The sequence below is a fragment of the Citrobacter freundii complex sp. CFNIH2 genome, assembly GCF_002880615.1.
Taxonomy (GTDB): Bacteria; Pseudomonadota; Gammaproteobacteria; order Enterobacterales; family Enterobacteriaceae; genus Citrobacter_A; species Citrobacter_A amalonaticus_F.
The window spans coordinates 127,303-152,720 of the sequence record NZ_CP025757.1; the positions used below are offsets into that span (position 1 = coordinate 127,303).

Genomic DNA, 25,418 nt, shown 5'->3' on the forward strand with positions numbered 1-25,418 from the left:
ATAGCGCCGACCAGACGGTCGGCGTTAGGTTTCCCTGGTGGTGGCTGGAGCCTTAGAAACCGAGTGATTGCGCGTTGTCTTTGGTGACTTCGAGGATCTTGTTAAAGCGGATCACTTTCTTCTCCATGTCGACATCGGCTTTCCCTAATCCTTCAATGGTCAGATCTGGCGTGACCTCTTTACCTTGCAGCAACTGATCTGCCACGGTCACCAGCGCGTAGCCGGCATCTTTTGGATCCCACAGCATCGCTTTTTTGATGTCACCACGCATCAGATAAGGCGCTGCCTGTGCGGGCATCGCAATCCCCACCACGGCAATTTTATCTTTCGCGCGTTTTTTCTGTACCGCCTGACCTGCACCAATCGGACCCAGTGAACCGAAGCCAATGATGCCCTTCATCTGCGGATAGGTTTTCATCAGGTCCAGCGTCGTGGAGTAGGATTTGTCGATGCTCTCAGCCACCGGCAGACGGGTGGTGACTTCAAACATCTCCGGGTATTTTTCTTTCTGGTACTTGATGGCGTAATCGGCCCAGGCGTTGTGCAATGGCACGGTCAGCGAGCCGACGTAAATGGCATAGCCGCCTTTACCGCCCATATCCTTCGCCAGCTCGTCGACGTTGGCCTGCGCGTATTTCTCGCTGTCGATCGTTTCGATATCCCACTGGCCGATTTGCTGATCCGGCGATTCGTGAGTCAGAACGACAATGCCCTTATCGCGCGCTTTTTTCAGCACGGGCTCAAGTACCTTGGCGTCATTAGGTACCACAATGATCGCGTTAACGTTCTTGGCAATAAGATCTTCAATGACCTTCACCTGCTGAGCCGGATCCGGCGTGGAAGGGCCGGTCTGGTAAGCATTCACATCCAGTTTCTTCGCGGCTTCATTCACGCCAGTTTCCATGCGGTTAAACCACGGAATACCGGTGACTTTAGCAACCACAGCGATTTCATATTTTTCTGCCGCAAAGGACGGGCCGGACAACATGCATGCAGAAACCAGGGTTGCACTGAGTAATGCGAGTTTGAATTTCATAGTTGTACCTTTTGTAGGGACCGGGGCATGTCACGAACAGGAGGTTATCAACGAAGGGAAGAGGTAATGAATCGCAAGTTTAATAAATGTGATAAATGCCCGTTTTTGTTAATTTATGGATATCTTTAGGTTAAATTATGGTTAATTTTGATATGTGCAATGCATTGAATGTCAATTTTAATGTTAAAAATAATTAGAAATTGCTTATTTATTTTTACAATTTGTTATCAAAATGGTTGTGACACACAGAAAGTTACCGCCGCAGGCGCACAGCCTCCAACAATGAAATCGCAAATCTGAGAACTGAATCGCGTCCAGAAATCAACGCTCAACATTCCTCATTTCAATGTTATCCTCACGGACAATCCTGCCACGACGATCGTGACTTGCGTGGCCCGTCCTGTTTTTGTGGGGAGTTGATAGCATTCATGATACGCGGCGCTTTGCTGGTATTACTCGTATTTTTGACGTTTACGGTGAGCGCACATCCTCACAGTTTTATCCGTCTGAAAACGGAAGTGGTCAGCGATAACGGGACTATCGTGGCGCTGAAGATGCGCTGGACAATGGATGAACTGACCTCTGCCGATCTGCTCTATGATGCGGGAGAGGCTAAACCGGGTTCTGGAATCTGGAAGAAGCTGGCGGCGGAAGTGATGGCGAATGTGTTGGGACAGCATTACTTTACCGAAATGTGGCACAACGGGCAGCGCGTTAAATTTAAAAACCGCCCTACGGAATACAGCATGGAGCGTGATGAGCATCAGGCCGTGCTCACCTTTGTGTTGCCACTTGCCGAACCGCAACCATTGAGCGGTCAGCGTTACACCTTCTCGACCTTTGATCCCTCTTATTATGTCGATATGAGCTACGAAGACGATAACGATGCAACGCTATCGTCGGCGTTACGCGAGCGCTGCAACATTGCGCTGCACACGCCCGCACCGAGCGAAGCGTCGCTTATTTTTGCCCAGTCGCTGGATAAAGAAGATGCGCCGCCGGAGGATATGGAACTGGGGAAACAATTCGCGCAGACGGTGACGATCTCATGTCAGTAATATCAACAAACCGCATTCACGCACGGCGTTGGTTATCGCTGTGGCCGTTGGCGCTGTTTTTGCTGATTGCAGCGATCGGTTGTGTCTGGCTGTGGCACGCCTGGCCGCAGGTGATGATCAAAAGTATTGTCTGGCAGCGGGAGGTCAATCAGCAGATGAGCGTATTGCTGAAGGCCGTTGCCGCCAGTCCAGCCCAGGCGGGTGGGTCGTTGCTGCTGTTTAGCTTTATCTATGGTGTGCTGCACGCGCTGGGGCCGGGACACGGAAAAGTGGTGATCACCACCTGGCTGGCAACCCATCCTTCAAAGCTGAAGTCGAGTATTGGGCTGACGCTGGCCTCTTCGTTATTGCAGGGGCTGGTGGCGATCGGGCTGGTCGTGGTGGTGCTCAGCATCCTGCAACTGCCGGCGAAACAGTTACATCTGAGTGGTTTCTGGCTGGAGAAGGGGAGCTATGCGCTGGTGGGGATTCTGGGTGTTTTGCTCTGCTGGCGGGCGCTGAAGAAACTGCATGCGCTGCTGCGCAAACCCAGGTTTATTGCCTTCACGCCACACCATGTGCACCATGAAAACTGTGGTTGCGGGCATCAGCACGTACCGAATCCGGACCAGCTTCACCGCGATGATGACTGGCGCGCGCGGCTAATGATTATTCTGTCGATGGGGATGCGTCCCTGTTCCGGAGCGATCATGGTCCTGCTGTTCAGCAAAGTCATTGGCGTCTTTTACTGGGGGATGGCCTCGGCACTGGCGATGGCAGCGGGAACGTCGCTGACGATTACCTCTCTGGCGCTGCTGGTGCACAGTTTTCGTACGCTGGCAGTCAGGCTGAGCGGCAATCATGCGCCAGTACTGTGGCGGCAGATAGGTTGGTCAACGCTGGCGTTAGCCGGTGGCGCGATATTAGTGGTGGCAGCAGGAGTGATGTGGGTGAGTGCGCCACAGCCCATGCAAGGGCTGCGGCCATTTTGATCTTAATGCCCGGCGGGTTTGAGATGCATTCGGACTGCTGACTCATCTTCCGCCCAGTAAATGCGCTCAGCGACCATGGCTTCCGGGTTTAGCTGTACGTCGCGCAATACGCGTTCCTTAAAGCGCAGATAACCGCCCTTATCAATCAGGTGACCCATATGGAGATAGACAGGCTTCCCCCCCAGCATCTCTTTTTCGAACTCATACAGATTGATGATGACCTGACTGATAACCTCTTCGGTGACCCAGTTGAGAAACAGTTTCCCCACGCGAGGTGTTTTTTTACTGGTTCGTCCCCCTAATCGAACCTGCCAGAATGGATCGGGTTTACGTTGCCAGGCGAGAGTAGGGCAGGCCAGAACGCATTCCCCGCAGCCGATACAGGCGGATTCCTCCTTAATAGCTTTGCCGTTTTTTAATGACAGGCAACCCACCGCATGATGCGCGCAGGCTTTCACACAGGCGCTACAGCCAATGCACCGCTCGGCATTGAAGCGTAATTTTGCCACGCCAAGGATGCCAAGATCAGCCATTGAGGCCTTTGCACAATCATTCGGGCAGCCCACAATAACGGTTTTCAGATGGTAAGGGCTGGGATAGACCAGCTTTTCCAGACGGCGGGCGAGACCGGTTGTATCAGTATTGGCTTTCTGGCAAATACGATTCCCCTGACAGGCGACAATGTTACGTCCACCGATGGCCAGATATCCCGCCAGAGGATCTTCAACTTGTACGTTGCACAGGCCCATTTCAATTTCACGAATAAAGGGTTCCAGTGCTGCGTTCACTTTGTCGATATCTTCATAACGAATGCCCGGCATCGCCAGTTTCTGACGTGTGGTCAGGTGAATCTGTCCATTGCCGTAGGTTTCTGCAATATCGCGTGCCACCGTTAGCAGGTGAGCAGGCAGAATACCGCCGGGAATGCGGACACTGATCATGGCTTCACCACGGACTTTGGACAAGCGGTACTCGTTTTTTGCCCGGGCTTTAATGATGTCAATATCAATGCTCATGATGTTCTCCTCAATCCACAAACCGTTGGGCGACGGCGTAGTTGAAAATTGGGCCGTCAACGCAGACATACACATCCCCCATGCGACAGTGCCCGCATTTGCCCACAGAGCACGCCATTCTGCGTTCGTAATCCACCCAGATTTGTTCGGCTCGTAACCCCTTTTGCAGTAACATCTGTACGGTGAAAGCAATCATGACCGGGGGACCGACCACGATGGCTTGCATCGTGTCGACCTGACAAAGTGCTAACTCCGCCAGTCGATCCGTAACCCGGCCAACGTGGTACCGTTTATCCGCTTCACCTTCATCGAGAGTCAGGATCAGATTGTGAGGCGATTTCCAGTTCTCCATTTCCTCTTTGTACAATACGCAATCGCGATTTTTGTAGCCGAGGATCATATCCATCTGCGTAATCTCGCCGGGATTATTGACGAAATAGCGCATCAACCCTTTGACAGGGGCGACACCGGTACCGCCAGCGACAATCAGTAGAGGCTTATGGCGAAAGGCATCAAGGGGATAGCCGTTGCCATAACAGCCGCGTAGCCACAGGTTATCACCGGCGTTTAATGTGAAGAGTTCGTGGGTGACCTTACCTACTTTGCGGATCAGAAGGTCTATCCAGCCCTCGCCGCAGTCAGATACCGAAATGGGCGCTTCTCCTACGCGCGGCAGAGATACCTCTACAAACTGGCCGAATTGAGCGGGAAAATCGACCGCTACGCGGAAGTTCCACTCCTGCGGCGTGTGGCGGGTAATATCAAGAATGCGACAGGCGGCAGGTAGCAGATGGTTCTGCTCAGAATTATGACAGGAACACGGTGACATATGTTATGCCTCCTCTGCCAGCGCCTGACGGACGGCAGCGGTCATTTTATTGATAATATTCGAGAATTTAATGTACTGTGGGCAGCGATCGTCGCAGCGCCCGCAACCTACGCACATATGCTCAGCGTTGTTGCGAGCTTTATAGTCATTGACCTTATGTAATGCGCGGTAGCGTAATCGTTCGCCGGCGTGCTCCCGAAAACCGTGTCCGCCAGCCATATCGCTGAAGCCGGGAACCATACAGCTCGCCCACTGGCGTCGGCGCTCGCCGCGCTGTGGATTTTCATCATAGGCGACGTCATACATGCTGTAGCAGGTGCAGGTTGGGCAACCGGTTGTGCAGCGGCCGCAACTGATGCAACGAGTGTTATATTCATCCCAGAGTGGATGATTTAACAGAATATCGCGGATTTTTTGCGGGTCATCGCAGACGCTTTCAGGAAGCGTGATGATGTCGGGATTTTCACTGACGAAACCGGGCGCGTATGCAATGGTTTGCCCAAGCCCCTGTAATGCTTTTTCGATAAACGGGTCGACGATGCAGACGCTAGCTCCATCATTGCTAAATTGCATTGCTGCGCTGTAATTCTCAGTTTTATTACTTCCCATTGAAACACAGAAGCAATTTTCAAAACTCCGCGCACATTCCATTAAAATAAAATGAATATGTTCACGTAACTGTTGATAATAGATATCTGAGTTATTGCCATTTTCTAAATGCATGTAGTCCAGACGAGACATGGCATTAATGTCGCAGGCGCGGGCGAATATTAATATTGGGCGAGCATCCGTCTCTCGTGGCTGGACAGTCTCTTTATCAAAATAAAAGAGTGTTTCTGTTATTGGCGTGATAACCGTTTTCGGCGACATGTGCGATTTCTCGTGCCAGACGATGTCGCTCCAGCTTCCAATTTCTTGATAAACAATATTATCTGTATCTGAGAAACGACCGCCGCGGAACTCAGCAGACGGAGCAAAGACGCGCCATTTTTCGCTTAACCGCTGGATCAGTACGTTAAACTCATCAGGCGTAATTTTGATAGCCATCACATACTCCACAGTAATATTCAGGAAGGAATCTTGAGAAAGATAAAAAGAATATTACGGTGTACGCTAGCGCCAATTCGTCATGTCTGCTAACGGGAATAAATGATTGTTGATACCGGTATAATAAATAGAAGGGAAATATTTATTGGAATGATAATAGCAGCGTATTGCTGAGCTTCCGGTGAGCGCAGCGCACCCACCGGAACAGAAAATTAACGCTTCAGCGCGTCGCTCAGTTCGTCACGCATATTCGCCAGCATCGCTTTTACCACGCGCGGGTTGCCCGCCACGATGTTGCCGGTCGTCATGTAGTTGTGACCGCCGGTAAAGTCGCAGACCAGGGCGCCAGCTTCACGGGCGATCAGTTCACCCGCGGCGAAATCCCACGGACGCAAACCAATTTCGAAATAACCGTCAACGCGCGCAGCGGCAACATAGGCCAGATCCAGCGCAGCAGAACCGGTGCGACGGAAGTCAGCGCACTCGGTAAACATTTTGCCGAGGATATTCATGTAAGAGGTGGCGTGCTGTTTGGCCTTGAACGGGAAGCCGGTTGCGATAATGGTGCCGTCCAGATCACGCGCATTGCTGCCGCGCAGACGGTAGCCATTCAGCTGTGCGCCCTGACCGCGAGTCGCGGTGAACAGTTCATTACGCATCGGATCGTAAACCACGGCGACTTCAGTGCGGCCTTTAATACGTACGGCGATGGAAACCGCGAAGTGCGGCAGACGTTTTACGAAGTTGGTGGTGCCATCCAGTGGATCGATAACCCATTGAACATCCTGATCGGTACCTTCATGTTCACCGCTTTCTTCGGTGATGATGGTGTGCTGTGGGTAAGATTTGCGGATCGTTTCGATAATAATCGCTTCGGCGGCTTTATCGACGTTGGTCACGAAATCATTGCTGCCTTTCTGGCTGGTTTCTACTGAGTCAGGCGTTTCGTAGTGTTTGGCAATTACATTACCCGCCTTGCGCGCTGCGCGCACGGCGATGGTCAGCATCGGATGCATCGGTCTCTCTCACTGGATGTTAAAGAACGGGAAAACGGCGCAGAGTATAGCAGCGAGATCGGAATATGTCTTCGATTTATGATAATATGACCGAATAATCTTTAGCTGAAGAAAGACAATGCTGCAAAATATTCGAATCGTGCTGGTGGAAACGTCTCATACCGGCAACATGGGCTCTGTCGCCCGCGCCATGAAAACAATGGGGTTAACCAACCTGTGGCTGGTGAACCCGCTCGTGAAACCTGACTCCCAGGCCATCGCCCTGGCGGCAGGAGCCAGCGATGTGATCGGCAACGCGCAGATCGTCGATACCCTCGATGAAGCGCTGGCTGGATGCAGCCTGGTGGTCGGGACCAGCGCACGTTCGCGTACGCTGCCGTGGCCGATGCTTGATCCGCGTGAATGCGGTTTAAAAAGCGTTGCGGAAGCGGCAAATACCCCTGTGGCGCTGGTGTTTGGTCGTGAACGCGTTGGGCTGACCAACGACGAACTGCAAAAATGCCATTACCATGTCGCGATCGCGGCAAACCCGGAGTACAGTTCGCTGAACCTGGCAATGGCGGTACAGGTCATCGCGTATGAAGTACGCATGGCCTGGCTGGCGACGCAGGAAGGTGATAAGACCGCCGAATACGAAGAAGCTGAGTATCCGCTGGTGGATGATTTAGAGCGTTTTTATGGTCATCTGGAACAAACGCTGCTGTCGACTGGGTTTATTCGCGAAGGCCATCCGGGACAAGTGATGAACAAGCTACGCCGTCTGTTTACGCGTGCGCGTCCTGAGAGTCAGGAGCTGAATATCCTGCGCGGGATTCTGGCATCTGTCGAACAGCAGAATAAAAGCAAGTAACGGTGCTAATGCCGGATGGTGCTTCGCTTATCCGGCCTGCCAATCGTGCGGCCTGTAGGCCGGATAAGCGAAGCGCCATCCGGCAAACGAATACCGCACGGAACGTCAAATACCTGACTAAATTAGTCAAGTAAATAGTTGACTGATTTAGTCGGGAATGTCAGACTTGGCCCTGCTATGCAATACCCCCATTTTACAATAAAAAACCCCGGGCAGGGGCGAGTTTGAGGCTAAGTAAGACATGAGACTGACATCTAAAGGGCGTTATGCCGTGACCGCAATGTTGGACGTTGCGCTCAACTCCGAAGCGGGCCCGGTACCGTTGGCTGATATTTCTGAACGTCAGGGAATTTCCCTTTCTTATCTGGAACAGCTGTTCTCCCGTTTGCGTAAAAATGGTCTGGTGTCCAGCGTACGTGGACCAGGCGGTGGTTATCTGCTGGGTAAAGATGCCGGCAGTATTGCAGTCGGTGAAGTGATTAGCGCTGTTGACGAGTCGGTTGATGCGACCCGTTGTCAGGGCAAAGGCGGTTGTCAGGGCGGCGATAAATGCCTGACCCACGCGCTGTGGCGCGATCTGAGCGACCGTCTGACCGGTTTCCTCAACAACATTACGTTAGGCGAACTGGTGAATAATCAGGAAGTCCTGGATGTGTCTGGTCGCCAGCACAGCCACGACGCTCCACGCACAAATCGTGCACAAGACGCGATTGACGTTAAGTTACGCGCTTAAATAGAAAATTACGCAAATCATTCTGGCTGCATTAAGGCGGCAACTGAATGAATCCTCAGGCGTTTACACCAGTAAGTGACTGAGGTGAGTGAAGGCAGCCAGCGCAGAGGCAGCCAGTAGGATTAAGCGTAAAAGTATTCAGAGTCAGGCCGGAGCGTTTGCGCTCCGTTAACACGGTCGTACATCCAGCCGGTTGCCTGACTCCTTGCATTGAAGCGATGTACGGAGTTTATAGAGCAATGAAATTACCGATTTATCTCGACTACTCCGCAACCACGCCGGTGGACCCGCGTGTTGCCGAGAAAATGATGCAGTTCCTGACGCTGGACGGAACCTTTGGTAACCCGGCCTCCCGTTCACACCGTTTCGGCTGGCAGGCTGAAGAGGCGGTAGACATCGCCCGTAATCAGATTGCCGATCTGGTGGGTGCCGATCCGCGTGAAATCGTCTTTACTTCCGGTGCGACTGAATCCGACAACCTGGCGATCAAAGGTGCAGCCAACTTTTATCAGAAAAAAGGCAAGCACATTATCACCAGCAAAACCGAGCACAAAGCGGTACTGGATACCTGCCGTCAACTGGAGCGCGAAGGCTTTGAAGTCACTTACCTGGCGCCGCAGAGCAACGGGATTATCGATCTCAAAGAGCTGGAAGCCGCGATGCGTGACGACACCATTCTGGTTTCCATCATGCACGTGAATAACGAAATCGGCGTGGTACAGGATATCGCGACTATCGGCGAAATGTGCCGTGCGCGCGGCATTATCTACCATGTTGACGCCACCCAGAGCGTGGGCAAACTGCCTATCGATCTGAGCCAGTTGAAAGTTGACCTGATGTCCTTCTCCGGTCACAAAATTTATGGCCCGAAAGGGATCGGCGCGCTGTACGTTCGTCGTAAACCGCGTATTCGCATCGAAGCACAGATGCACGGCGGCGGTCACGAGCGTGGTATGCGTTCCGGTACGCTGCCTGTCCACCAGATCGTCGGCATGGGCGAAGCCTATCGCATCGCGAAAGAAGAGATGGAAACCGAGATGGCGCGTCTGCGCGGTCTGCGTAACCGTCTGTGGAACGGCGTGAAAGATATGGAAGAAGTCTACCTGAACGGTGACCTTGAGCAGGGCGCGCCAAACATCCTCAACGTGAGCTTTAACTACGTTGAAGGCGAGTCGCTGATCATGGCGCTGAAAGACCTCGCGGTCTCTTCCGGTTCTGCCTGTACCTCTGCGAGCCTCGAACCTTCCTACGTGTTGCGCGCACTGGGAATGACCGACGAGCTGGCACATAGCTCTATTCGTTTCTCTTTAGGTCGTTTTACTACCGAAGAAGAGATTGATTACACCATCGAACTGGTTCGTAAATCTATCGGCCGTCTGCGTGACCTTTCTCCGCTGTGGGAAATGCACAAGCAGGGCGTGGATCTGAATAGCATCGAATGGTCGCATCATTAATCGGTACCGATAAGGAGAATTCATCATGGCTTACAGCGAAAAAGTAATCGATCATTACGAGAATCCACGTAACGTGGGCTCTTTTGACAACAGCGACGAGAACGTGGGCAGCGGCATGGTGGGTGCACCAGCCTGTGGCGACGTGATGAAGTTGCAGATCAAAGTTAACAATGAAGGTATCATTGAAGACGCGCGTTTCAAGACTTACGGCTGCGGTTCCGCTATCGCGTCCAGCTCCCTGGTTACCGAATGGGTGAAAGGCAAATCACTGGACGAAGCACAGGCGATCAAAAATACCGATATCGCCGATGAGCTTGAGTTGCCGCCAGTGAAAATTCACTGTTCTATTCTGGCAGAAGACGCGATCAAAGCCGCCATTGCGGACTACAAAAGCAAACGTGAAGCAAAATAAGAAGAGTTGAGGTTTTATTATGTCGATTACACTTAGCGACAGTGCAGCAGCGCGAGTAAATACCTTCCTGGCGAACCGCGGTAAAGGGTTTGGCCTGCGTCTGGGCGTGAGAACCTCCGGCTGCTCAGGTATGGCGTATGTACTGGAATTTGTTGATGAACCGGCGGCAGAAGACACCGTGTTTGAAGACAAAGGCGTTAAGGTCGTGGTCGACGGAAAAAGCCTGCAATTTCTGGACGGAACGCAGTTAGACTTCGTGAAAGAAGGTCTGAACGAAGGGTTTAAGTTCACGAACCCGAACGTGAAAGACGAGTGTGGTTGCGGCGAAAGCTTCCACGTGTAACGCGCGTCATCCGAAAACCCCGCCGTGGCCTTGCTACGTGTGGGGTTTGTTCTAACAGGCTACCCCTGAGAATGTTATGGACTACTTCACCCTCTTTGGCTTACCGGCCCGTTATCCGCTCGATATTCAGGCGCTGAGCCTTCGTTTTCAGGATCTGCAACGCCAGTATCACCCTGATAAATTTGCCAGCGGTACCCAGGCGGAACAGCTTGCTGCCGTCCAGCAATCCGCCACCATCAACCAGGCCTGGCAAACGCTGCGCCATCCTCTGATGCGCGCAGAATATCTGCTTTCGCTACACGGTTTTGATCTCAGCAACGAGCAGCACACGGTGCGCGATACCGCATTCCTGATGGAACAACTGGAACTGCGCGAAGAACTTGATGAGATCGAACAGGCGAAAGACGAGGCGCGGCTGGAACAGTTTATTCAGCGCGTGAAAAAGATGTTTGATAGCCGCCATCAGCTAATGGTGGAACAACTGGATAGCGAGACGTGGGACGCTGCGGCCGATACCGTGCGTAAACTGCGTTTTCTCGATAAACTGCGAAGCAGTGCAGAACAACTCGAAGAAAAACTGCTCGATTTTTAATATTCGGAAGCAATTATGGCCTTATTACAAATTAGTGAGCCTGGTCTGAGCGCAGCGCCACACCAGCGTCGTCTGGCTGTGGGCATCGATCTCGGGACCACCAACTCTCTGGTCGCAACCGTGCGTAGCGGTCAGGCGGAAACGCTGGCCGATCACGACGGTCGTCATCTGCTGCCGTCCGTCGTTCACTATCAGCCGCAGGGCCACACGGTCGGCTATGATGCGCGTGCTAATGCCGCGCTGGATACCGCCAATACCATCAGTTCGGTGAAACGCATGATGGGGCGTTCACTGGCGGATATTCAGACTCGCTACCCGCATCTGCCGTACCGTTTCCAGGCAAGTGAAAATGGCTTGCCGATGATTGAAACGGCGGCGGGCTTGCTGAATCCAGTCCGTGTTTCAGCCGATATCCTGAAAGCACTGGCGGCGCGAGCCTCTGAGTCACTCTCCGGCGATTTGGATGGTGTGGTGATTACCGTACCGGCGTACTTTGACGATGCACAGCGTCAGGGGACTAAAGATGCCGCACGCCTGGCGGGCCTCCATGTGCTGCGCCTGCTCAATGAACCGACCGCTGCGGCGATTGCCTACGGTCTGGATTCCGGTAAAGAGGGCGTTATTGCGGTGTATGACCTCGGCGGCGGAACGTTTGATATTTCTATTCTGCGCCTGAGTCGCGGAGTGTTCGAAGTGTTGGCGACCGGCGGGGATTCCGCGCTTGGCGGCGATGACTTCGACCACCTGCTGGCGGATTACATCCGTGAACAGGCGGGAATTGCCGATCGCAGCGATAACCGCGTACAGCGCGAGCTGCTGGATGCCGCCATCGCGGCGAAAATCGCGCTCAGCGATGCTGAGTCTGTCACGGTTAACGTGGCGGGCTGGCAGGGTGAGATTACCCGCGAACAGTTTAATGAACTCATTTCCGCGCTGGTTAAGCGTACGCTACTGGCCTGTCGTCGCGCACTGAAAGATGCCGGCGTTGAGGCGCAGGAGGTGCTGGAAGTGGTGATGGTTGGCGGTTCCACGCGCGTACCGCTGGTGCGTGAACGTGTGGGTGAATTCTTCGGTCGCCCACCGCTGACGTCAATCGACCCGGATAAAGTGGTAGCGATTGGCGCGGCAATCCAGGCGGATATCTTGGTCGGCAATAAACCGGACAGTGAAATGCTGCTGCTCGACGTGATCCCGCTGTCCCTGGGACTGGAAACCATGGGTGGCCTGGTGGAGAAGGTGATTCCGCGTAACACCACGATTCCGGTGGCGCGCGCGCAGGACTTTACCACTTTTAAAGACGGCCAGACCGCGATGTCTATCCACGTCATGCAGGGCGAACGTGAACTGGTGCAGGACTGCCGTTCGCTGGCGCGCTTTGCCCTGCGTGGTATTCCGGCGCTCCCGGCAGGCGGCGCGCATATTCGCGTTACCTTCCAGGTGGATGCTGACGGTCTGCTGAGCGTCACTGCGATGGAGAAATCCACCGGCGTTGAGGCTTCTATTCAGGTGAAACCGTCCTACGGTCTGACCGACAGCGAAATTGCCTCAATGATTCAGGATTCGATGAGCTTTGCCGAGCAGGACGTGAAAGCGCGCATGCTGGCAGAGCAGAAAGTCGAAGCGGCGCGCGTGCTGGAGAGTTTAACCGGCGCGCTGACCGCTGATGCCGCGCTGCTAAGCGCCGCAGAACGTCAATTGATCGACGATGCCGCCGCGCACCTGAGCGAGGTGGCGCTGGGCGATGATGTTGACGCTATCGAACAAGCCATTAAAAACGTAGACAAACAAACCCAGGAATTCGCCGCTCGCCGCATGGACCAGTCGGTCCGTAGCGCGCTGAAAGGCCATTCCGTGGACGAGGTTTAATATGCCAAAGATTGTTATTCTGCCTCATCAGGATCTCTGTCCGGATGGCGCAGTTCTGGAAGCTGAGACCGGTGAAACCATTCTTGACGTTGCGCTGCGCAACGGTATCGAGATTGAACACGCTTGCGAAAAATCCTGCGCCTGTACGACTTGCCACTGCATCGTGCGTGAAGGCTTTGACTCCCTGCCGGAAAGCACGGAAGAAGAAGACGACATGCTGGATAAAGCCTGGGGACTGGAGCCGGAGAGCCGTTTAAGCTGTCAGGCTCGCGTCACCGGGGATGATTTAGTGGTCGAAATCCCACGTTACACAATCAATCATGCTCGTGAGCATTAACAGAGGGTAGTATGGGACTGAAGTGGACCGATAGCCGCGAAATCGGTGAAGCGCTGTACGATGCGTTCCCCGATCTCGATCCAAAGACCGTTCGTTTCACCGATCTTCATCAGTGGATCTGCGATCTTGAGGAATTTGATGACGACCCTGACGCATCCAATGAAAAAATTCTGGAGGCGATTCTGCTAGTCTGGTTAGATGAAGCAGAGTAAGTCACATAACGGGCTGCCATGAGGCGGCCCGTTTGCTAATAAGGATAAATAACATGACAGAAGCCATGAAAATTACGCTTTCCACACAACCCGCTGACGCACGCTGGGGTGAAAAAGCGACATACAGTATCAATAACGATGGTATTGCCCTGCACCTCAATGGGAAAGATGACCTGGGCCTTATTCAGCGCGCCGCACGTAAAGTTGACGGCCTTGGCATCAAGCATGTTCAACTGGCAGGCGAGGGCTGGAATGCAGACCGCTGCTGGTCATTCTGGCAGGGTTACAAAGGGCCGAAAGGCAGCCGCAAAGTGGAATGGCCAGAGCTGGACGACGTACAGCGCCAGGAGCTGGATAACCGTCTGACCATCATTGACTGGGTGCGTGACACCATTAACGCACCGGCGGAAGAGTTGGGTCCAGAGCAACTGGCGCAGCGCGCCGTTGACCTGCTGTGCAGCGTGGCGTGCGATCACGTCTCTTACCGCATTACCAAAGGCGAAGATCTGCGTGAGCAGAACTACATGGGGCTGCATACCGTGGGTCGCGGCTCTGAACGTCCGCCGGTCCTGCTGGCGCTCGACTATAACCCGACAGGAGATAAAGAAGCCCCGGTTTTTGCTTGCCTGGTCGGGAAAGGGATCACCTTTGATTCCGGCGGCTACAGCATCAAGCAGAGCGCCTTTATGGACTCCATGAAATCCGACATGGGGGGGGCTGCAACGGTGACCGGCGCGCTGGCATTTGCGATCACGCGCGGTCTGAACAAACGCGTGAAGCTGTACCTGTGCTGTGCGGATAACCTGATCAGCGGTAACGCGTTCAAGCTGGGCGATATCATCCACTATCGCAACGGTAAAAACGTCGAAGTGATGAATACCGATGCCGAAGGGCGTCTGGTGCTGGCGGACGGTTTGATTGACGCCAGCGCGCAGAAACCGGAACTGATCATTGATGCCGCGACGCTGACCGGTGCCGCGAAAACCGCGCTGGGTAACGACTACCATGCGCTGTTCAGCTTCGATGACCAACTGGCGAACCGTCTGCTGGCAAGCGCAGCCGAAGAGAACGAGGCGTTCTGGCGTCTGCCGCTGGCGGAATTCCACCGCAACCAGTTGCCGTCTAATTTTGCCGAGTTGAACAATACCGGCAGCGCGGCGTATCCGGCAGGGGCGAGCACAGCCGCAGGATTCCTGTCGCACTTTGTGGAAAATTACCAGCAGGGCTGGCTGCATATCGATTGCTCGGCAACCTATCGCAAAGCGCCGGTTGAGCAGTGGTCTGCCGGGGCGACCGGTCTGGGCGTGCGTACAATCGCGAATCTGCTGACTGCCTGAACGGTGTTTTTGTAGGCCGGGTAAGCGAAGCGCCACCCGGCATTTTGCCTGATGGCGATGCAGTGCGTCTTATCAGGCCTACAGTCCATATATAATTTGTGATCCCTATGTCCGAAACAAAAAACGAATTAGAAACCCTGCTGGAGCAGGCGGCGACTGAACCCGCACACCGTCCGGCATTTTTTCGCACCCTGCTGGAATCCACCGTCTGGGTACCTGGCACCGCGGCAGAAGGCGAAGCGATTGTCGAAGACAGCGCGCTCGATCTTCAGCACTGGGAAAAAGAAGATGGCACCACCGTTATTCCCTTTTTCACCTCACTGGAAGCGTTGCAGCAGGCCGTCGAAGATGAGCAGGCGTTTGTGGTGATGCCGGTACGGACGCTGTTTGAAATGACGCTCGGCGAAACGCTGTTTCTCAACGCCAAATTGCCGACCGGTAAAGAGTTCATGCCGCGCGAAATCAGCCTGCTGATGGGGGAAGAGGGCAATCCGCTGAGTACGCAGGAAGTGCTGGAAGGCGGGGAATCGCTGATCCTCTCCGAAGTGGCCGAACCACCAGCACAGATGATCGATTCGCTCACGACGCTGTTTAAGACCATCAAGCCGGTGAAGCGTGCGTTTCTCTGCTCAATTAAAGAGCGCGCGGACGCCGAGGCCAATCTGCTGATTGGTATTGAGGCCGATGGGGATATTGAGGAGATTATTCATGCAGCTGGCAGCGTGGCAACCGATACGCTACCGGGCGATGAACCGATCGATATCTGTCAGGTGAAAAAAGGTGAGAAAGGGATTAGCCACTTAATCACCGAACACATCGCGCCGTTCTACGAACGCCGCTGGGGTGGGTTCCTGCGTGATTTCAAACAGAACCGGATTATTTAAGTGAAGGAAAGCCGCCCCGAAAGGCGGCATCCTCGCTTACCTGCCCTGATCGTTGGTTTTTACGAGACCAGAATTACCGGGGTAACTCTGGTCTGCGTGCAGACACAACACACCAGAAACAAGAAGCACGATACAGACGTACCGTATCTTCATTGTGCGGTCCATGCGAAGACCGCTTCACGACAGCACCACTGGCGATAATGCCGTGACAGCAAGCACTACGACGTGCCTGCGCTAACGGCCATGGGACATCCTTTTCTAAAGCCAGTGCCCGCTTGCGAGGCGGCGAAAAGGGCCGGGAAGAATAATACATCAATTTCATAATAGTTTCCTGGCTAACTAACTTGACATTATCTTTCTTAAAAGAGAGTATTACCCCACTACGACGTGCCTGCGTTGCTATGGCAACACAGCCAGCTGGAAAGGCCGCGAACCGGACCAGCATAAAAAAACCGCTCAAACGTTTGAGCGGTTTTTTTGTGGGCGAAACAGACTAAGAAATCGGAATTTATTTAGCGTCAGCCGGTTCTACCGGTAAATCGGCACGCGATCCCCATTCACTCCACGCACCGTCGTACAACGTGACATCTGGCACATCAAGCGTCGCAAGCGCCAGCACGACGACGGCTGCCGTCACGCCAGAACCACAGCTGGCGATGATCGGACGATCAAAACTGACCCCGTGGCGAAAGAAAATGGCATCCAGTTCGTCGGTTGTTTTTAATTCGCCTTCCTGAACCAGTTCAGTCCACGGCACGTTTAAGGCGCCGGGTACATGACCACGTCTGAGACCTGGACGCGGCTCGTCGACTTCAGCATTAAAACGTGCAGCCGGGCGGGCATCGACAATCTGTGCGCTTTTCTCATGGCTGGCGAGCAGGACGTCGGTGACGCGCACGACGGCTTCAGGGGTAAATGCCGCATCAAACTCGCCTTCCGGCAGTTCGACGTTACCTTCCTGTAGCGGCAATTCATCACGTTGCCAGCCCGCCAGTCCACCTCCCAGAATAGACACGTTCTCCACGCCAAAGGTGCGCAGCATCCACCACGCGCGCGGGGCGGAGAACAGATTTCCCTCGTCATACACGATCAGATGTTTATCCTGATGCACCCCCAGTTCACGCATCGCCACGGCGAAGCTTTCCGGGCGCGGCATCATATGTGGCAGAGGTGAAGTGTGGTCGGAGAGCGCTTCAATATCGAAAAACACCGCACCCGGGATATGCCCCGAGCGATACTCTTGCGCAACGTCGCGGTCTTCCTGTCCTGGCGGTGCCATACGGGCGTCGATAATTTGAATCTGCGGATCGTCAATATGCTCGGCAAGCCAGTCGGCGGCGACAAAAAAGGCGGTAGTCATGGGGATCTCCATGTTTATCAGGTATCCGGTAAATTGTCAGGCCTTTGCCGACAGGGGACAAGTAAAAGAGGCTGATTTGTCCGGTGATCCCACATTTCTTAATTAAATTCGGACAAGATGGGGGGGATAGAGACTTACACAAAGTGAAATCTCACGCATAATAACGGTTCTACGTTGCTAACGGGCCGTGCTGGCCAGGGATGAAAAATGAAACACATACGCGTAGTTGCCTGCATGCTCATGCTGGCGCTGGCTGGGTGCGACAACAACGATAAAGCCCTTACGGTGGGGAAAAAAGACGCCCCTGCGACACAATCTGCCCCCGTTGCACAGCCCGAGGCGGAAAAGAAAGCGGAAAAAGATACCGCAAAGCTGCAGAAACTGGCCCAGCAGAGCGAAGGTAAAGCGCTGACGCTGCTGGATGCCTCAGAGGTGCAGCTGGACGGTGCATCCACGCTGGTGTTGACCTTTTCCGTCCCGTTAGATCCTGAACAGGATTTTGCCCGTATCGTCCACGTGGTGGATAAAAAAAGCGGCAAAGTCGATGGCGCATGGGAACTGTCGCCGAATCTGAAAGAGTTGCGTCTACGCCACCTGGAACCTAATCGTGACCTGCTGGTGACTATTGAGCGCGATCTCAGGGCGCTGAACAAAGCGATCTTCGAAATTAACTATGAGAAAAGCCTCACCACGCGTGATATCCAGCCTAGCGTAGGCTTTGCCAGCCGCGGTTCACTGCTGCCGGGGAAAGTGGTGGAAGGGCTGCCAGTGATGGCGCTCAACGTGAACAACGTAGACGTTAACTTCTTCCGCGTGAAACCCGAATCGCTGGCGGCCTTTGTCAGTCAGTGGGAGTACCGAAATTCAATGTCCAACTGGGAGTCCGACAATCTGCTGAAAATGGCGGATTTGGTCTACACCGGTCGCTTCGATCTCAATCCTGCGCGTAACACCCGCGAAAAACTCCTTCTGCCGCTGAGCGAGATTAAGCCGCTGCAGCAGGCGGGGGTCTACGTTGCGGTGATGACTAAAGCCGGGCAGTACGAGTACAGCAACGCCGCAACGTTGTTCACGCTCAGCGACATCGGCGTATCAGCCCACCGCTATCAGAACCGACTCGATGTGTTTACGCAAAGTCTGGAGAATGGCGCCGCGCAGCAGGGGGTAGATGTCGCTTTGCTGGATGAAAAAGGACAGACTCTGGCGAAAGCGACCAGCGATGCGAAAGGCCATGTACAGCTTGAAAACCACCAGAATGCCGCGCTGTTGCTGGCGCGTAAAGAGGGGCAAACCACGCTGCTGGATCTGAAACTCCCGGCGCTGGATTTAGCGGAGTTTGATATCGCGGGGGATCCCGGCTACAGCAAACAGTTCTTTATGTTTGGCCCGCGCGATCTCTACCGTCCCGGCGAGACGGTGATCCTCAACGGTCTACTGCGTGACAGCGACGGCAAGACGCTGCCCGATCAGCCAGTGAAGCTGGAAGTGGTTAAGCCGGACGGACAGGTGATTCGTACTGTCGTCAGTCAACCGGATAACGGGCTATATCGCTTTACTTATTCGCTGGACAGCGGCGCGCCAACCGGAATGTGGCACATTCGCGCCAACACGGGCGATAACCAAAGTCGGATGTGGGATTTCCACGTTGAAGATTTCATGCCGGAGCGAATGGCGCTGAATCTCACCAGTCAAAAAACACCTTTGTCGCCGTCTGATAAAGTGACGTTCTCGGTGGTTGGCTATTACCTCTACGGCGCACCGGCGAATGGCAATGCGTTGCAGGGACAGCTGTATCTGCGCCCGCTGCGTGATGCTGTACCCTCATTGCCAGGCTTCCAGTTTGGCAATATTGCCGAGGAAAACCTGTCGCGCAGTCTCGATGAAGTTCAACTGACGCTGGATGAAACCGGGCGTGGCGACATCAGCACCAACAGCGCATGGCGTGAAACCCACTCACCGTTGAAGGTCATTTTGCAGGCCAGTCTGCTGGAGTCCGGTGGTCGTCCGGTAACGCGTCGCGCTGAGCAGGCGATCTGGCCGGCCGACACATTACCGGGTATCCGCCCGCAATTTGCGGTGAAAGCGGTGTATGACTACCGCACCGATACCACGGTGAATCAGCCGATTGTCGATGAAGACAGCAACGCCGCTTTTGACATTGTCTATGTCGATGCCCTGGGAGAGAAGAAAGCGGTCTCCGGGTTACAGGTGCGTTTGATTCGTGAGCGTCGCGACTACTACTGGGACTGGCTGGAAAGCGAAGGCTGGCAGTCGCGCTTTGATCAAAAAGATCTGGTGGAAGGTGAGCAGACGCTGGATCTGAAAGCCGATGAAACCGGCAAAGTGACATTCCCGGTCGAATGGGGTGCCTACCGACTGGAAGTGAAAGCGCCAAACGATGCGATCAGCAGCATCCGTTTCTGGGCGGGCTACAGCTGGCAGGATAACAGTGATGGCAGCGGGGCGGCGCGGCCGGATCGCGTTACGTTGAAGCTGGATAAACCAGCCTATCGTCCGGGCGACACCATGAAGCTGCATATTGCGGTGCCGGCGGCGGGGAAAGGCTATGCGATGGTGGAATCCAGTGAAGGTCCGCTGTGGTGGCAGGAAATTGATGTCCCGGCGCAAGGGCTGGATCTCTCCATTCCGGTCGATAAGTCGTGGAATCGCCACGATCTATACCTGAGCACGCTGGTGGTGCGTCCGGGGGATAAATCCCGTTCTGCAACGCCGAAACGTGCCGTAGGGTTGCTGCATCTACCGCTGGGGGATGAAAACCGACGTCTGGATTTGGCGCTGGAAAGCCCGGCCAAAATGCGTCCGAACCAGCCGTTGACCGTGAAGATCAAGGCCAGCAGTAAAAATGGCGGGACGCCAAAACAGGTCAACGTCCTGGTGTCGGCGGTGGACAGCGGTGTGTTGAACATTACCGATTACGTTACGCCGGATCCGTGGCAGGCCTTCTTCGGGCAAAAACGCTACGGCGCGGATATTTATGACATTTATGGCCAGGTGATTGAGGGCCAGGGGCGTCTGGCAGCACTGCGCTTTGGTGGTGATGGCGACGAACTGAAGCGTGGCGGTAAACCGCCGGTCAACCATGTAAACATCGTGGCGCAGCAGGCGCAACCGGTCACGCTGAATGAGCAGGGTGAAGGTAGTGTGACGCTGCCGATTGGCGATTTTAATGGCGAACTGCGCGTGATGGCGCAGGCGTGGACGGCGGATGACTTTGGCAGCAATGAAAGCAAAACTATCGTCGCCGCCCCGGTCATTGCTGAGCTGAATATGCCGCGCTTTATGGCCGGTGGCGATACCTCGCGACTGGTGCTGGACGTGACCAACCTTACCGATCGACCACAGTCACTGAACGTGACGCTGACCGCCAGCGGACTGATCGAACTGGTCAGCGACCAGCCTGCGCAGATTAATCTGGAGCCGGGCGTGCGTACGACCTTGTTTGTTCCGGTTCGTGCGAAAGAAGGATTTGGTGATGGTGAGCTGCAGGCGACGTTAAGCGGATTGAACGTGCCGGGAGAAGACATCGGACCGCAGCAAAAGCAGTGGAAGATTGGCGTCCGTCCGGCATTCCCGGCGCAAACGGTCAACAACGGCGTGATGCTGCAACCGGGTGAAAGCTGGACCCTTCCCGAGGAAGGGTTGACGAATTTCTCTCCGGTGACGGTACAGGGCCAACTACTGTTCAGTGGTAAACCGCCGTTAAACCTGGCGCGCTACATTCGCGAGCTGAAGGCGTATCCTTACGGCTGTCTGGAGCAGACCACCAGCGGCCTGTTCCCGTCGCTTTATACCAGTGCCGCGCAGCTACAAGCGCTGGGCATCGCGGGCGATACCGACGAGAAGCGTCGTGCGGCAATTGAAACCGGGATTGCCCGCCTGTTGCAAATGCAGCGTGATAACGGTGGTTTTGCGCTGTGGGACAAAAATGGTTCAGAAGAGTACTGGCTGACCGCCTATGCGATGGATTTCCTGGTCCGGGCGAGTGAGCAGGGCTATAGCGTTCCAGCGGCAGGGATCAATCAGGGCAATGCGCGCCTGCTGCGATATCTGCAGGATCCGGGAATGATGTCGATTCGCTACACCAGCAACACGCAGGCAAGCAAATTTGCCGTGCAGGCTTATGCCGCGCTGGTCCTGGCACGGCAGCAAAAAGCCCCGCTTGGCGCGTTACGCGAGATCTGGGAACGGCGCAGTCAGGCGGCGTCCGGCTTACCGCTGCTGCAATTAGGCATGGCGTTGAAAGCGATGGGCGACGCGAAACGAAGTGACGATGCGGTTACGCTGGCGCTCTCCACCCCGCGTCACGATGAACGTCAGTGGCTGGCCGATTACGGTAGTCCGCTTCGCGATAACGCCCTGATGCTGGCGCTGCTGGAAGAGAATAACCTGAAGCCGGACGTCCAGAACTCGCTGCTGAACACGCTCTCTGAACAAGCGTTTGGTCAGCGCTGGTTGTCCACGCAGGAGAATAATGCGCTGTTCCTGGCAGCCCGTTCGCTGCAGGATCTACCCGGTACCTGGCAGGCGCAGACTTCTCTCGCGGAGCAACCGCTGACGGGCGAGAAAGCGCAAACCCGTAATCTGGATGCCGATCAGCTTGCGGCGTTGCAGGTGACGAATAACGGTGCTCAACCGATGTGGTTGCGTCTGGACGTGAGCGGCTATCCGCAATCGGCTCCGGCACCCGCCAGCAATGTGCTGCAGATTGAGCGTCATATTCTGGGCAGTGACGGGCAGAGCAAATCGCTGGATTCCCTGCGTAGTGGTGAACTTGTTCTGGTCTGGCTGGAAGTGAAAGCCAGCCAGGACGTGCCGGATGCGTTGGTGGTGGATCTGCTACCAGCCGGGCTGGAACTGGAAAACCAGAATCTGGCCAACGGTAGCGCCAGCTTGCAGGACAGCGGCAGCGAGGTGCAAAACCTGCTCAATCAGATGCAACAGGCAGATATTCAGCACGTTGAGTTTCGGGATGACCGCTTTGTTGCCGCCGTGGCGGTGAATCGTGGACAGCCGGTGACGCTGGTCTATCTGGCGCGTGCGGTGACGCCTGGAACCTATCAGGTGCCGATGCCTATGGTGGAATCGATGTATGTTCCACAATGGCGGGCGACCGGTGCGGCCGAGGGCATTCTGATTGTTAAGCCGTAAATGGGGCGATTAGTCGGTAAACGTGGCGGTTGGCTTTGGCTGGTCGCCGCGTCTGTTTTACTCGTCTGCGCCGTCTGGGTGGCAGACAAAATCTGGCCGTTGCCTTTACGCGAGGTCAATCCGGCGCGGGTGGTTGTGGCGCATGACGGAACGCCGCTGTGGCGGTTTGCCGACGCGGATGGGATCTGGCGTTATCCGGTGACGCTCGAAGAGGTTTCCCCGCGCTATCTTGAGGCGCTCATCAACTATGAAGATCGCTGGTTCTGGCAACACCCTGGAGTCAATCCTCTCTCTATACTTCGCGCCGCCTGGCAGGATCTCTCCTCCGGGCGGGTGATTTCCGGCGGCAGCACGCTGACTATGCAGGTGGCACGATTACTGGATCCGCACCCCCGTACGTTCGGCGGTAAGTTTCGCCAGCTCTGGCGCGCTCTGCAGCTCGAATGGCATCTCTCAAAACGCGACATTCTGACGCTGTACCTCAATCGTGCGCCGTTTGGCGGCACGTTGCAGGGGATTGGCGCGGCCAGTTGGGCCTATCTCGGAAAACCTCCGTCACAGCTCAGCTACTCTGAAGCCGCGTTACTGGCGGTATTACCGCAGGCGCCGAGTCGACTGCGCCCTGATCGCTGGCCGGATCGGGCAGAAGCAGCGCGCAACAAAGTGCTTGAGCGGATGGCAATGCAGGGGATTTGGTCACCGCGCCAGGTGGCGGAATCACGTGAAGAGCCGGTCTGGCTGACGCCCCGCCAGATGCCGCAACTCGCACCGCTGTTCTCGCGGATGATGCTGGGTAAAAATCAAGGCGACAAAATTGTCACCACCCTGGATGCCGGGCTGCAACGACAGCTGGAAGAGCTGGCGCAAAACTGGAAGGGCAGGCTGCCAGCGCGCAGTTCGCTGGCGATGATCGTCGTCGATCACACCGACATGAGTGTGCGTGGCTGGGTCGGATCGGTCGATCTGAATGATGACACGCGTTTCGGTCATGTGGATATGGTCAAGGCGATTCGATCACCCGGCTCAGTGCTCAAGCCTTTTGTCTATGGACTGGCGCTGGATGATGGATTAATCCACCCGGCGTCTTTATTGCAGGATGTACCACGCCGTAGCGGGGACTATCGTCCGGGGAATTTTGACAGCGGCTTTCATGGCCCTGTCAGTATGAGCGAAGCGCTGGTGCGCTCGCTGAATTTACCTGCGGTACAGGTGCTGGAGGCCTACGGTCCGAAGCGCTTTGCCGCACAATTACGTAATAGTGGACTACCGCTGTACTTGCCTGCGGGCGCGACTCCTAATCTGTCGCTTATTCTGGGGGGCGCAGGCGCACGGCTTGAGGATATGGTCGCGGGGTACAGCGCTTTTGCTCGCCACGGCAAGGCGGGAAAACTGCGTTTGCAACCGGGCGACTCACTCGCTGAACGCAGGCTGATGTCGCCCGGCGCGGCGTGGATTATCCGACGTATTTTGGCCGATGAAGCGCAACCATTGCCGGATAGCGCGCTTCCCCGGGTGGCCCCGCTGGCGTGGAAAACGGGCACCAGCTATGGTTATCGCGATGCGTGGGCGATTGGCCTTAATGCCCGCTATGTCATCGGTATCTGGACCGGCAGACCGGACGGCACGCCCGTTGCCGGACAGTTTGGTTATGCCAGTGCGATCCCGCTGCTCAATCAGGTAAACAACCTGCTCTTAGCCCGTGGCGCCTCGCTACCGGAAGATCCGCGCCCGCAGTCGGTTACCCGTGGCGTGGTGTGCTGGCCAGGCGGGCAATCTCTTCCCCCTGGTGACAGCAATTGTCGGCGTCGTCTGGCCACCTGGCTGCTGGAAGACGTGCAGCCGCCCACGCTGTTGCTGCCGGAACAAGAAGGGGTGAGCGGTATTCGTTTCCCGATCTGGCTGGATAAGGCGGGCCGACGCGTTGCCGTCGATTGTCCGCAGGCGCAAGAACAAATGCTGATTGTCTGGCCGTTGCCGCTTGAACCGTGGTTGCCCGCTTCAGAGCGTCGCAGCGCACGCTTGCCGTTATCCTCAGCGGCGTGTCCGCCGCACGGACAGGATCCCGCATTGCCACTGTTGCTGTCAGGCGTGCGTGATGGTGCAATCGTCAAACGTTTACCGGGGGCCACGGAGGCGAGGGTGACGCTTCAGAGCAGCGGCGGCGCAGGCGTGCGCTGGTGGTTCCTCAACGGTGAACCGCTGCAAGAACGTGAGCGCAGTATCACGCTACGTCTGCGCGAAAAAGGTGACTATCAGCTACTGGCGATGGATGAGAGCGGGCAGGTTGCGACGGTGAGGTTTACGTTGCAGTAGACCAGATTGACACTTTTTGTTGCTAATGCTCATCTTATTTTAAAAAAATGTTACCTTCATCCATATGCAATAGCCGGGATGCTCTTTATAATCCGCGCCAGGTAAAACACAACAGAACATCTTTCAGAGGTAATCATGGCTATTGAACGTACTTTTTCCATCATCAAGCCAAACGCGGTGGCAAAAAACGTTATTGGTAATATCTTTGCGCGCTTTGAAGCAGCAGGGTTCAAAATTGTCGGCACCAAAATGCTGCATCTGAGCGTTGAGCAGGCACGCGGCTTTTACGCTGAGCACGACGGCAAGCCGTTCTTCGACGGACTGGTTGAGTTCATGACCTCTGGTCCTATCGTGGTGTCCGTGCTGGAAAGCGAAAATGCGGTTCAGCGTCACCGCGATCTGCTGGGTGCAACCAACCCGGCTAACGCCCTGGCGGGTACGCTGCGCGCTGACTACGCCGACAGCTTCACTGAAAACGGGACTCACGGTTCTGATTCCGTGGAATCCGCTCAGCGCGAAATCGCCTATTTCTTCGGTGAAGGCGAAGTGTGCGCTCGCACACGTTGATCCCGTTGGGAATAAT

23 protein-coding genes are annotated in these 25,418 nt (G+C 55.1%); 16 read left to right on the forward strand and 7 right to left on the reverse strand.

What is annotated here, in order from left to right:
- Positions 1 to 52: 52 nt before the first annotated feature.
- A complete protein-coding gene (locus tag WM46_RS00575) occupies positions 53 to 1,036 on the reverse strand; it encodes an autoinducer 2 ABC transporter substrate-binding protein (protein WP_042999813.1) in 984 nt (327 codons plus the stop codon).
- A 428-nt stretch (positions 1,037 to 1,464) separates the two neighbouring features.
- On the opposite strand from WM46_RS00575, the gene WM46_RS00580 reads away from it, so the two are divergent.
- Positions 1,465 to 2,094 carry a DUF1007 family protein gene (locus tag WM46_RS00580; RefSeq protein ID WP_102601157.1) on the forward strand — a complete coding sequence of 210 codons (630 nt, stop codon included), beginning with the start codon at positions 1,465 to 1,467 and terminating at the stop codon, positions 2,092 to 2,094.
- Positions 2,085 to 3,065, forward strand: coding sequence for a nickel/cobalt transporter (locus tag WM46_RS00585; RefSeq protein WP_102601158.1), 981 nt, complete (start codon positions 2,085 to 2,087; stop codon positions 3,063 to 3,065). Before WM46_RS00580 ends, WM46_RS00585 begins: the two co-directional genes overlap by 10 nt.
- 2 nt (positions 3,066 to 3,067) lie before the next feature.
- On the opposite strand, the gene asrC is transcribed toward WM46_RS00585, so the two are convergent.
- From asrC to suhB, 4 genes are all read right to left on the reverse strand, one after another.
- The gene (asrC, locus tag WM46_RS00590) at positions 3,068 to 4,081 is read right to left on the reverse strand and encodes a sulfite reductase subunit C (protein WP_102601159.1); all 1,014 of its coding nucleotides are present in this window, start codon (positions 4,079 to 4,081) and stop codon (positions 3,068 to 3,070) included.
- Between the two features lie 10 nt (positions 4,082 to 4,091).
- Positions 4,092 to 4,910 carry an anaerobic sulfite reductase subunit AsrB gene (gene asrB / locus WM46_RS00595; RefSeq protein ID WP_102601160.1) on the reverse strand — a complete coding sequence of 273 codons (819 nt, stop codon included), beginning with the start codon at positions 4,908 to 4,910 and terminating at the stop codon, positions 4,092 to 4,094.
- A 3-nt stretch (positions 4,911 to 4,913) separates the two neighbouring features.
- Positions 4,914 to 5,957 (reverse strand): anaerobic sulfite reductase subunit AsrA, encoded by a 1,044-nt coding sequence (gene asrA / locus WM46_RS00600; protein WP_102601161.1) that lies wholly within the window; start codon positions 5,955 to 5,957, stop codon positions 4,914 to 4,916.
- Between the two features lie 212 nt (positions 5,958 to 6,169).
- Complete coding sequence (gene suhB, locus WM46_RS00605; protein ID WP_042999816.1) at positions 6,170 to 6,973, reverse strand: inositol-1-monophosphatase; 804 nt, start codon at positions 6,971 to 6,973, stop codon at positions 6,170 to 6,172.
- 118 nt (positions 6,974 to 7,091) lie between these two features.
- On the opposite strand from suhB, the gene trmJ reads away from it, so the two are divergent.
- The 11 genes from trmJ (at position 7,092) to sseB (ending at position 15,993) form a co-directional block, all read left to right on the forward strand.
- Positions 7,092 to 7,823 (forward strand): tRNA (cytosine(32)/uridine(32)-2'-O)-methyltransferase TrmJ, encoded by a 732-nt coding sequence (gene trmJ, locus WM46_RS00610; protein WP_061074972.1) that lies wholly within the window; start codon positions 7,092 to 7,094, stop codon positions 7,821 to 7,823.
- A 241-nt stretch (positions 7,824 to 8,064) separates the two neighbouring features.
- Entirely contained in the window at positions 8,065 to 8,556 is a 492-nt protein-coding gene (iscR, locus tag WM46_RS00615) for a Fe-S cluster assembly transcriptional regulator IscR (protein WP_042317591.1), read from the forward strand.
- A 239-nt stretch (positions 8,557 to 8,795) separates the two neighbouring features.
- Positions 8,796 to 10,010, forward strand: coding sequence for a cysteine desulfurase (gene iscS, locus WM46_RS00620; RefSeq protein ID WP_042999818.1), 1,215 nt, complete (start codon positions 8,796 to 8,798; stop codon positions 10,008 to 10,010).
- Between the two features lie 25 nt (positions 10,011 to 10,035).
- A complete protein-coding gene (gene iscU / locus WM46_RS00625; RefSeq protein ID WP_002913991.1) occupies positions 10,036 to 10,422 on the forward strand; it encodes a Fe-S cluster assembly scaffold IscU in 387 nt (128 codons plus the stop codon).
- A 19-nt stretch (positions 10,423 to 10,441) separates the two neighbouring features.
- Positions 10,442 to 10,765: an iron-sulfur cluster assembly protein IscA gene (iscA, locus tag WM46_RS00630; RefSeq protein ID WP_003037681.1), complete on the forward strand. Its 324-nt coding sequence runs from the start codon at positions 10,442 to 10,444 to the stop codon at positions 10,763 to 10,765.
- A gap of 76 nt (positions 10,766 to 10,841) precedes the next feature.
- Positions 10,842 to 11,357, forward strand: a complete 516-nt coding sequence (gene hscB, locus WM46_RS00635) for a co-chaperone HscB (RefSeq protein ID WP_102601162.1) — start codon at positions 10,842 to 10,844, stop codon at positions 11,355 to 11,357.
- 15 nt (positions 11,358 to 11,372) lie between these two features.
- Positions 11,373 to 13,223, forward strand: coding sequence for a Fe-S protein assembly chaperone HscA (gene hscA / locus WM46_RS00640; RefSeq protein WP_102601163.1), 1,851 nt, complete (start codon positions 11,373 to 11,375; stop codon positions 13,221 to 13,223).
- A gap of 1 nt (position 13,224) precedes the next feature.
- Positions 13,225 to 13,560, forward strand: coding sequence for an ISC system 2Fe-2S type ferredoxin (gene fdx, locus WM46_RS00645; protein WP_042317595.1), 336 nt, complete (start codon positions 13,225 to 13,227; stop codon positions 13,558 to 13,560).
- Positions 13,561 to 13,571: 11 nt separating this feature from the next.
- Positions 13,572 to 13,772: a Fe-S cluster assembly protein IscX gene (gene iscX / locus WM46_RS00650; RefSeq protein WP_042999823.1), complete on the forward strand. Its 201-nt coding sequence runs from the start codon at positions 13,572 to 13,574 to the stop codon at positions 13,770 to 13,772.
- Between the two features lie 53 nt (positions 13,773 to 13,825).
- A complete protein-coding gene (pepB, locus tag WM46_RS00655; protein WP_102601164.1) occupies positions 13,826 to 15,109 on the forward strand; it encodes an aminopeptidase PepB in 1,284 nt (427 codons plus the stop codon).
- A 107-nt stretch (positions 15,110 to 15,216) separates the two neighbouring features.
- Positions 15,217 to 15,993 carry an enhanced serine sensitivity protein SseB gene (sseB, locus tag WM46_RS00660; protein ID WP_102601165.1) on the forward strand — a complete coding sequence of 259 codons (777 nt, stop codon included), beginning with the start codon at positions 15,217 to 15,219 and terminating at the stop codon, positions 15,991 to 15,993.
- Positions 15,994 to 16,029: 36 nt separating this feature from the next.
- On the opposite strand, the gene timP is transcribed toward sseB, so the two are convergent.
- Together timP and sseA are read right to left on the reverse strand one after the other, a co-directional pair.
- A complete protein-coding gene (gene timP, locus WM46_RS26790) occupies positions 16,030 to 16,158 on the reverse strand; it encodes a small toxic inner membrane protein TimP (RefSeq protein ID WP_354668479.1) in 129 nt (42 codons plus the stop codon).
- 343 nt (positions 16,159 to 16,501) lie between these two features.
- A complete protein-coding gene (gene sseA, locus WM46_RS00670) occupies positions 16,502 to 17,353 on the reverse strand; it encodes a 3-mercaptopyruvate sulfurtransferase (protein ID WP_061074968.1) in 852 nt (283 codons plus the stop codon).
- 207 nt (positions 17,354 to 17,560) lie between these two features.
- On the opposite strand from sseA, the gene WM46_RS00675 reads away from it, so the two are divergent.
- The 3 genes from WM46_RS00675 to ndk all read left to right on the forward strand — a co-directional run bounded on the left by WM46_RS00675 (position 17,561) and on the right by ndk (position 25,402).
- A complete protein-coding gene (locus tag WM46_RS00675) occupies positions 17,561 to 22,522 on the forward strand; it encodes an alpha-2-macroglobulin family protein (protein WP_102601166.1) in 4,962 nt (1,653 codons plus the stop codon).
- The gene (pbpC, locus tag WM46_RS00680) at positions 22,523 to 24,835 is read left to right on the forward strand and encodes a peptidoglycan glycosyltransferase PbpC (RefSeq protein WP_102601167.1); all 2,313 of its coding nucleotides are present in this window, start codon (positions 22,523 to 22,525) and stop codon (positions 24,833 to 24,835) included. It abuts the gene before it with no gap.
- 135 nt (positions 24,836 to 24,970) lie between these two features.
- On the forward strand, positions 24,971 to 25,402 hold the full coding sequence (gene ndk, locus WM46_RS00685) for a nucleoside-diphosphate kinase (protein WP_046485030.1): 432 nt from the start codon (positions 24,971 to 24,973) through the stop codon (positions 25,400 to 25,402).
- The last annotated feature ends 16 nt before the right edge of the window (positions 25,403 to 25,418 follow it).

Excerpts from the sequence above, each read along its gene's own strand:
- WM46_RS00575 (WP_042999813.1), bottom strand. The coding sequence starts at position 1,036 with ATGAAATTCAAACTCGCATTACTCAGTGCAACCCTGGTTTCTGCATGC.
- WM46_RS00580 (WP_102601157.1), top strand. The coding sequence starts at position 1,465 with ATGATACGCGGCGCTTTGCTGGTATTACTCGTATTTTTGACGTTTACG.
- WM46_RS00585 (WP_102601158.1), top strand. The coding sequence starts at position 2,085 with ATGTCAGTAATATCAACAAACCGCATTCACGCACGGCGTTGGTTATCG.
- asrC (WP_102601159.1), bottom strand. The coding sequence starts at position 4,081 with ATGAGCATTGATATTGACATCATTAAAGCCCGGGCAAAAAACGAGTAC.
- asrB (WP_102601160.1), bottom strand. The coding sequence starts at position 4,910 with ATGTCACCGTGTTCCTGTCATAATTCTGAGCAGAACCATCTGCTACCT.
- asrA (WP_102601161.1), bottom strand. The coding sequence starts at position 5,957 with ATGGCTATCAAAATTACGCCTGATGAGTTTAACGTACTGATCCAGCGG.
- suhB (WP_042999816.1), bottom strand. The coding sequence starts at position 6,973 with ATGCATCCGATGCTGACCATCGCCGTGCGCGCAGCGCGCAAGGCGGGT.
- trmJ (WP_061074972.1), top strand. The coding sequence starts at position 7,092 with ATGCTGCAAAATATTCGAATCGTGCTGGTGGAAACGTCTCATACCGGC.
- iscR (WP_042317591.1), top strand. The coding sequence starts at position 8,065 with ATGAGACTGACATCTAAAGGGCGTTATGCCGTGACCGCAATGTTGGAC.
- iscS (WP_042999818.1), top strand. The coding sequence starts at position 8,796 with ATGAAATTACCGATTTATCTCGACTACTCCGCAACCACGCCGGTGGAC.
- iscU (WP_002913991.1), top strand. The coding sequence starts at position 10,036 with ATGGCTTACAGCGAAAAAGTAATCGATCATTACGAGAATCCACGTAAC.
- iscA (WP_003037681.1), top strand. The coding sequence starts at position 10,442 with ATGTCGATTACACTTAGCGACAGTGCAGCAGCGCGAGTAAATACCTTC.
- hscB (WP_102601162.1), top strand. The coding sequence starts at position 10,842 with ATGGACTACTTCACCCTCTTTGGCTTACCGGCCCGTTATCCGCTCGAT.
- hscA (WP_102601163.1), top strand. The coding sequence starts at position 11,373 with ATGGCCTTATTACAAATTAGTGAGCCTGGTCTGAGCGCAGCGCCACAC.
- fdx (WP_042317595.1), top strand. The coding sequence starts at position 13,225 with ATGCCAAAGATTGTTATTCTGCCTCATCAGGATCTCTGTCCGGATGGC.
- iscX (WP_042999823.1), top strand. The coding sequence starts at position 13,572 with ATGGGACTGAAGTGGACCGATAGCCGCGAAATCGGTGAAGCGCTGTAC.
- pepB (WP_102601164.1), top strand. The coding sequence starts at position 13,826 with ATGACAGAAGCCATGAAAATTACGCTTTCCACACAACCCGCTGACGCA.
- sseB (WP_102601165.1), top strand. The coding sequence starts at position 15,217 with ATGTCCGAAACAAAAAACGAATTAGAAACCCTGCTGGAGCAGGCGGCG.
- timP (WP_354668479.1), bottom strand. The coding sequence starts at position 16,158 with ATGGACCGCACAATGAAGATACGGTACGTCTGTATCGTGCTTCTTGTT.
- sseA (WP_061074968.1), bottom strand. The coding sequence starts at position 17,353 with ATGACTACCGCCTTTTTTGTCGCCGCCGACTGGCTTGCCGAGCATATT.
- WM46_RS00675 (WP_102601166.1), top strand. The coding sequence starts at position 17,561 with ATGAAACACATACGCGTAGTTGCCTGCATGCTCATGCTGGCGCTGGCT.
- pbpC (WP_102601167.1), top strand. The coding sequence starts at position 22,523 with ATGGGGCGATTAGTCGGTAAACGTGGCGGTTGGCTTTGGCTGGTCGCC.
- ndk (WP_046485030.1), top strand. The coding sequence starts at position 24,971 with ATGGCTATTGAACGTACTTTTTCCATCATCAAGCCAAACGCGGTGGCA.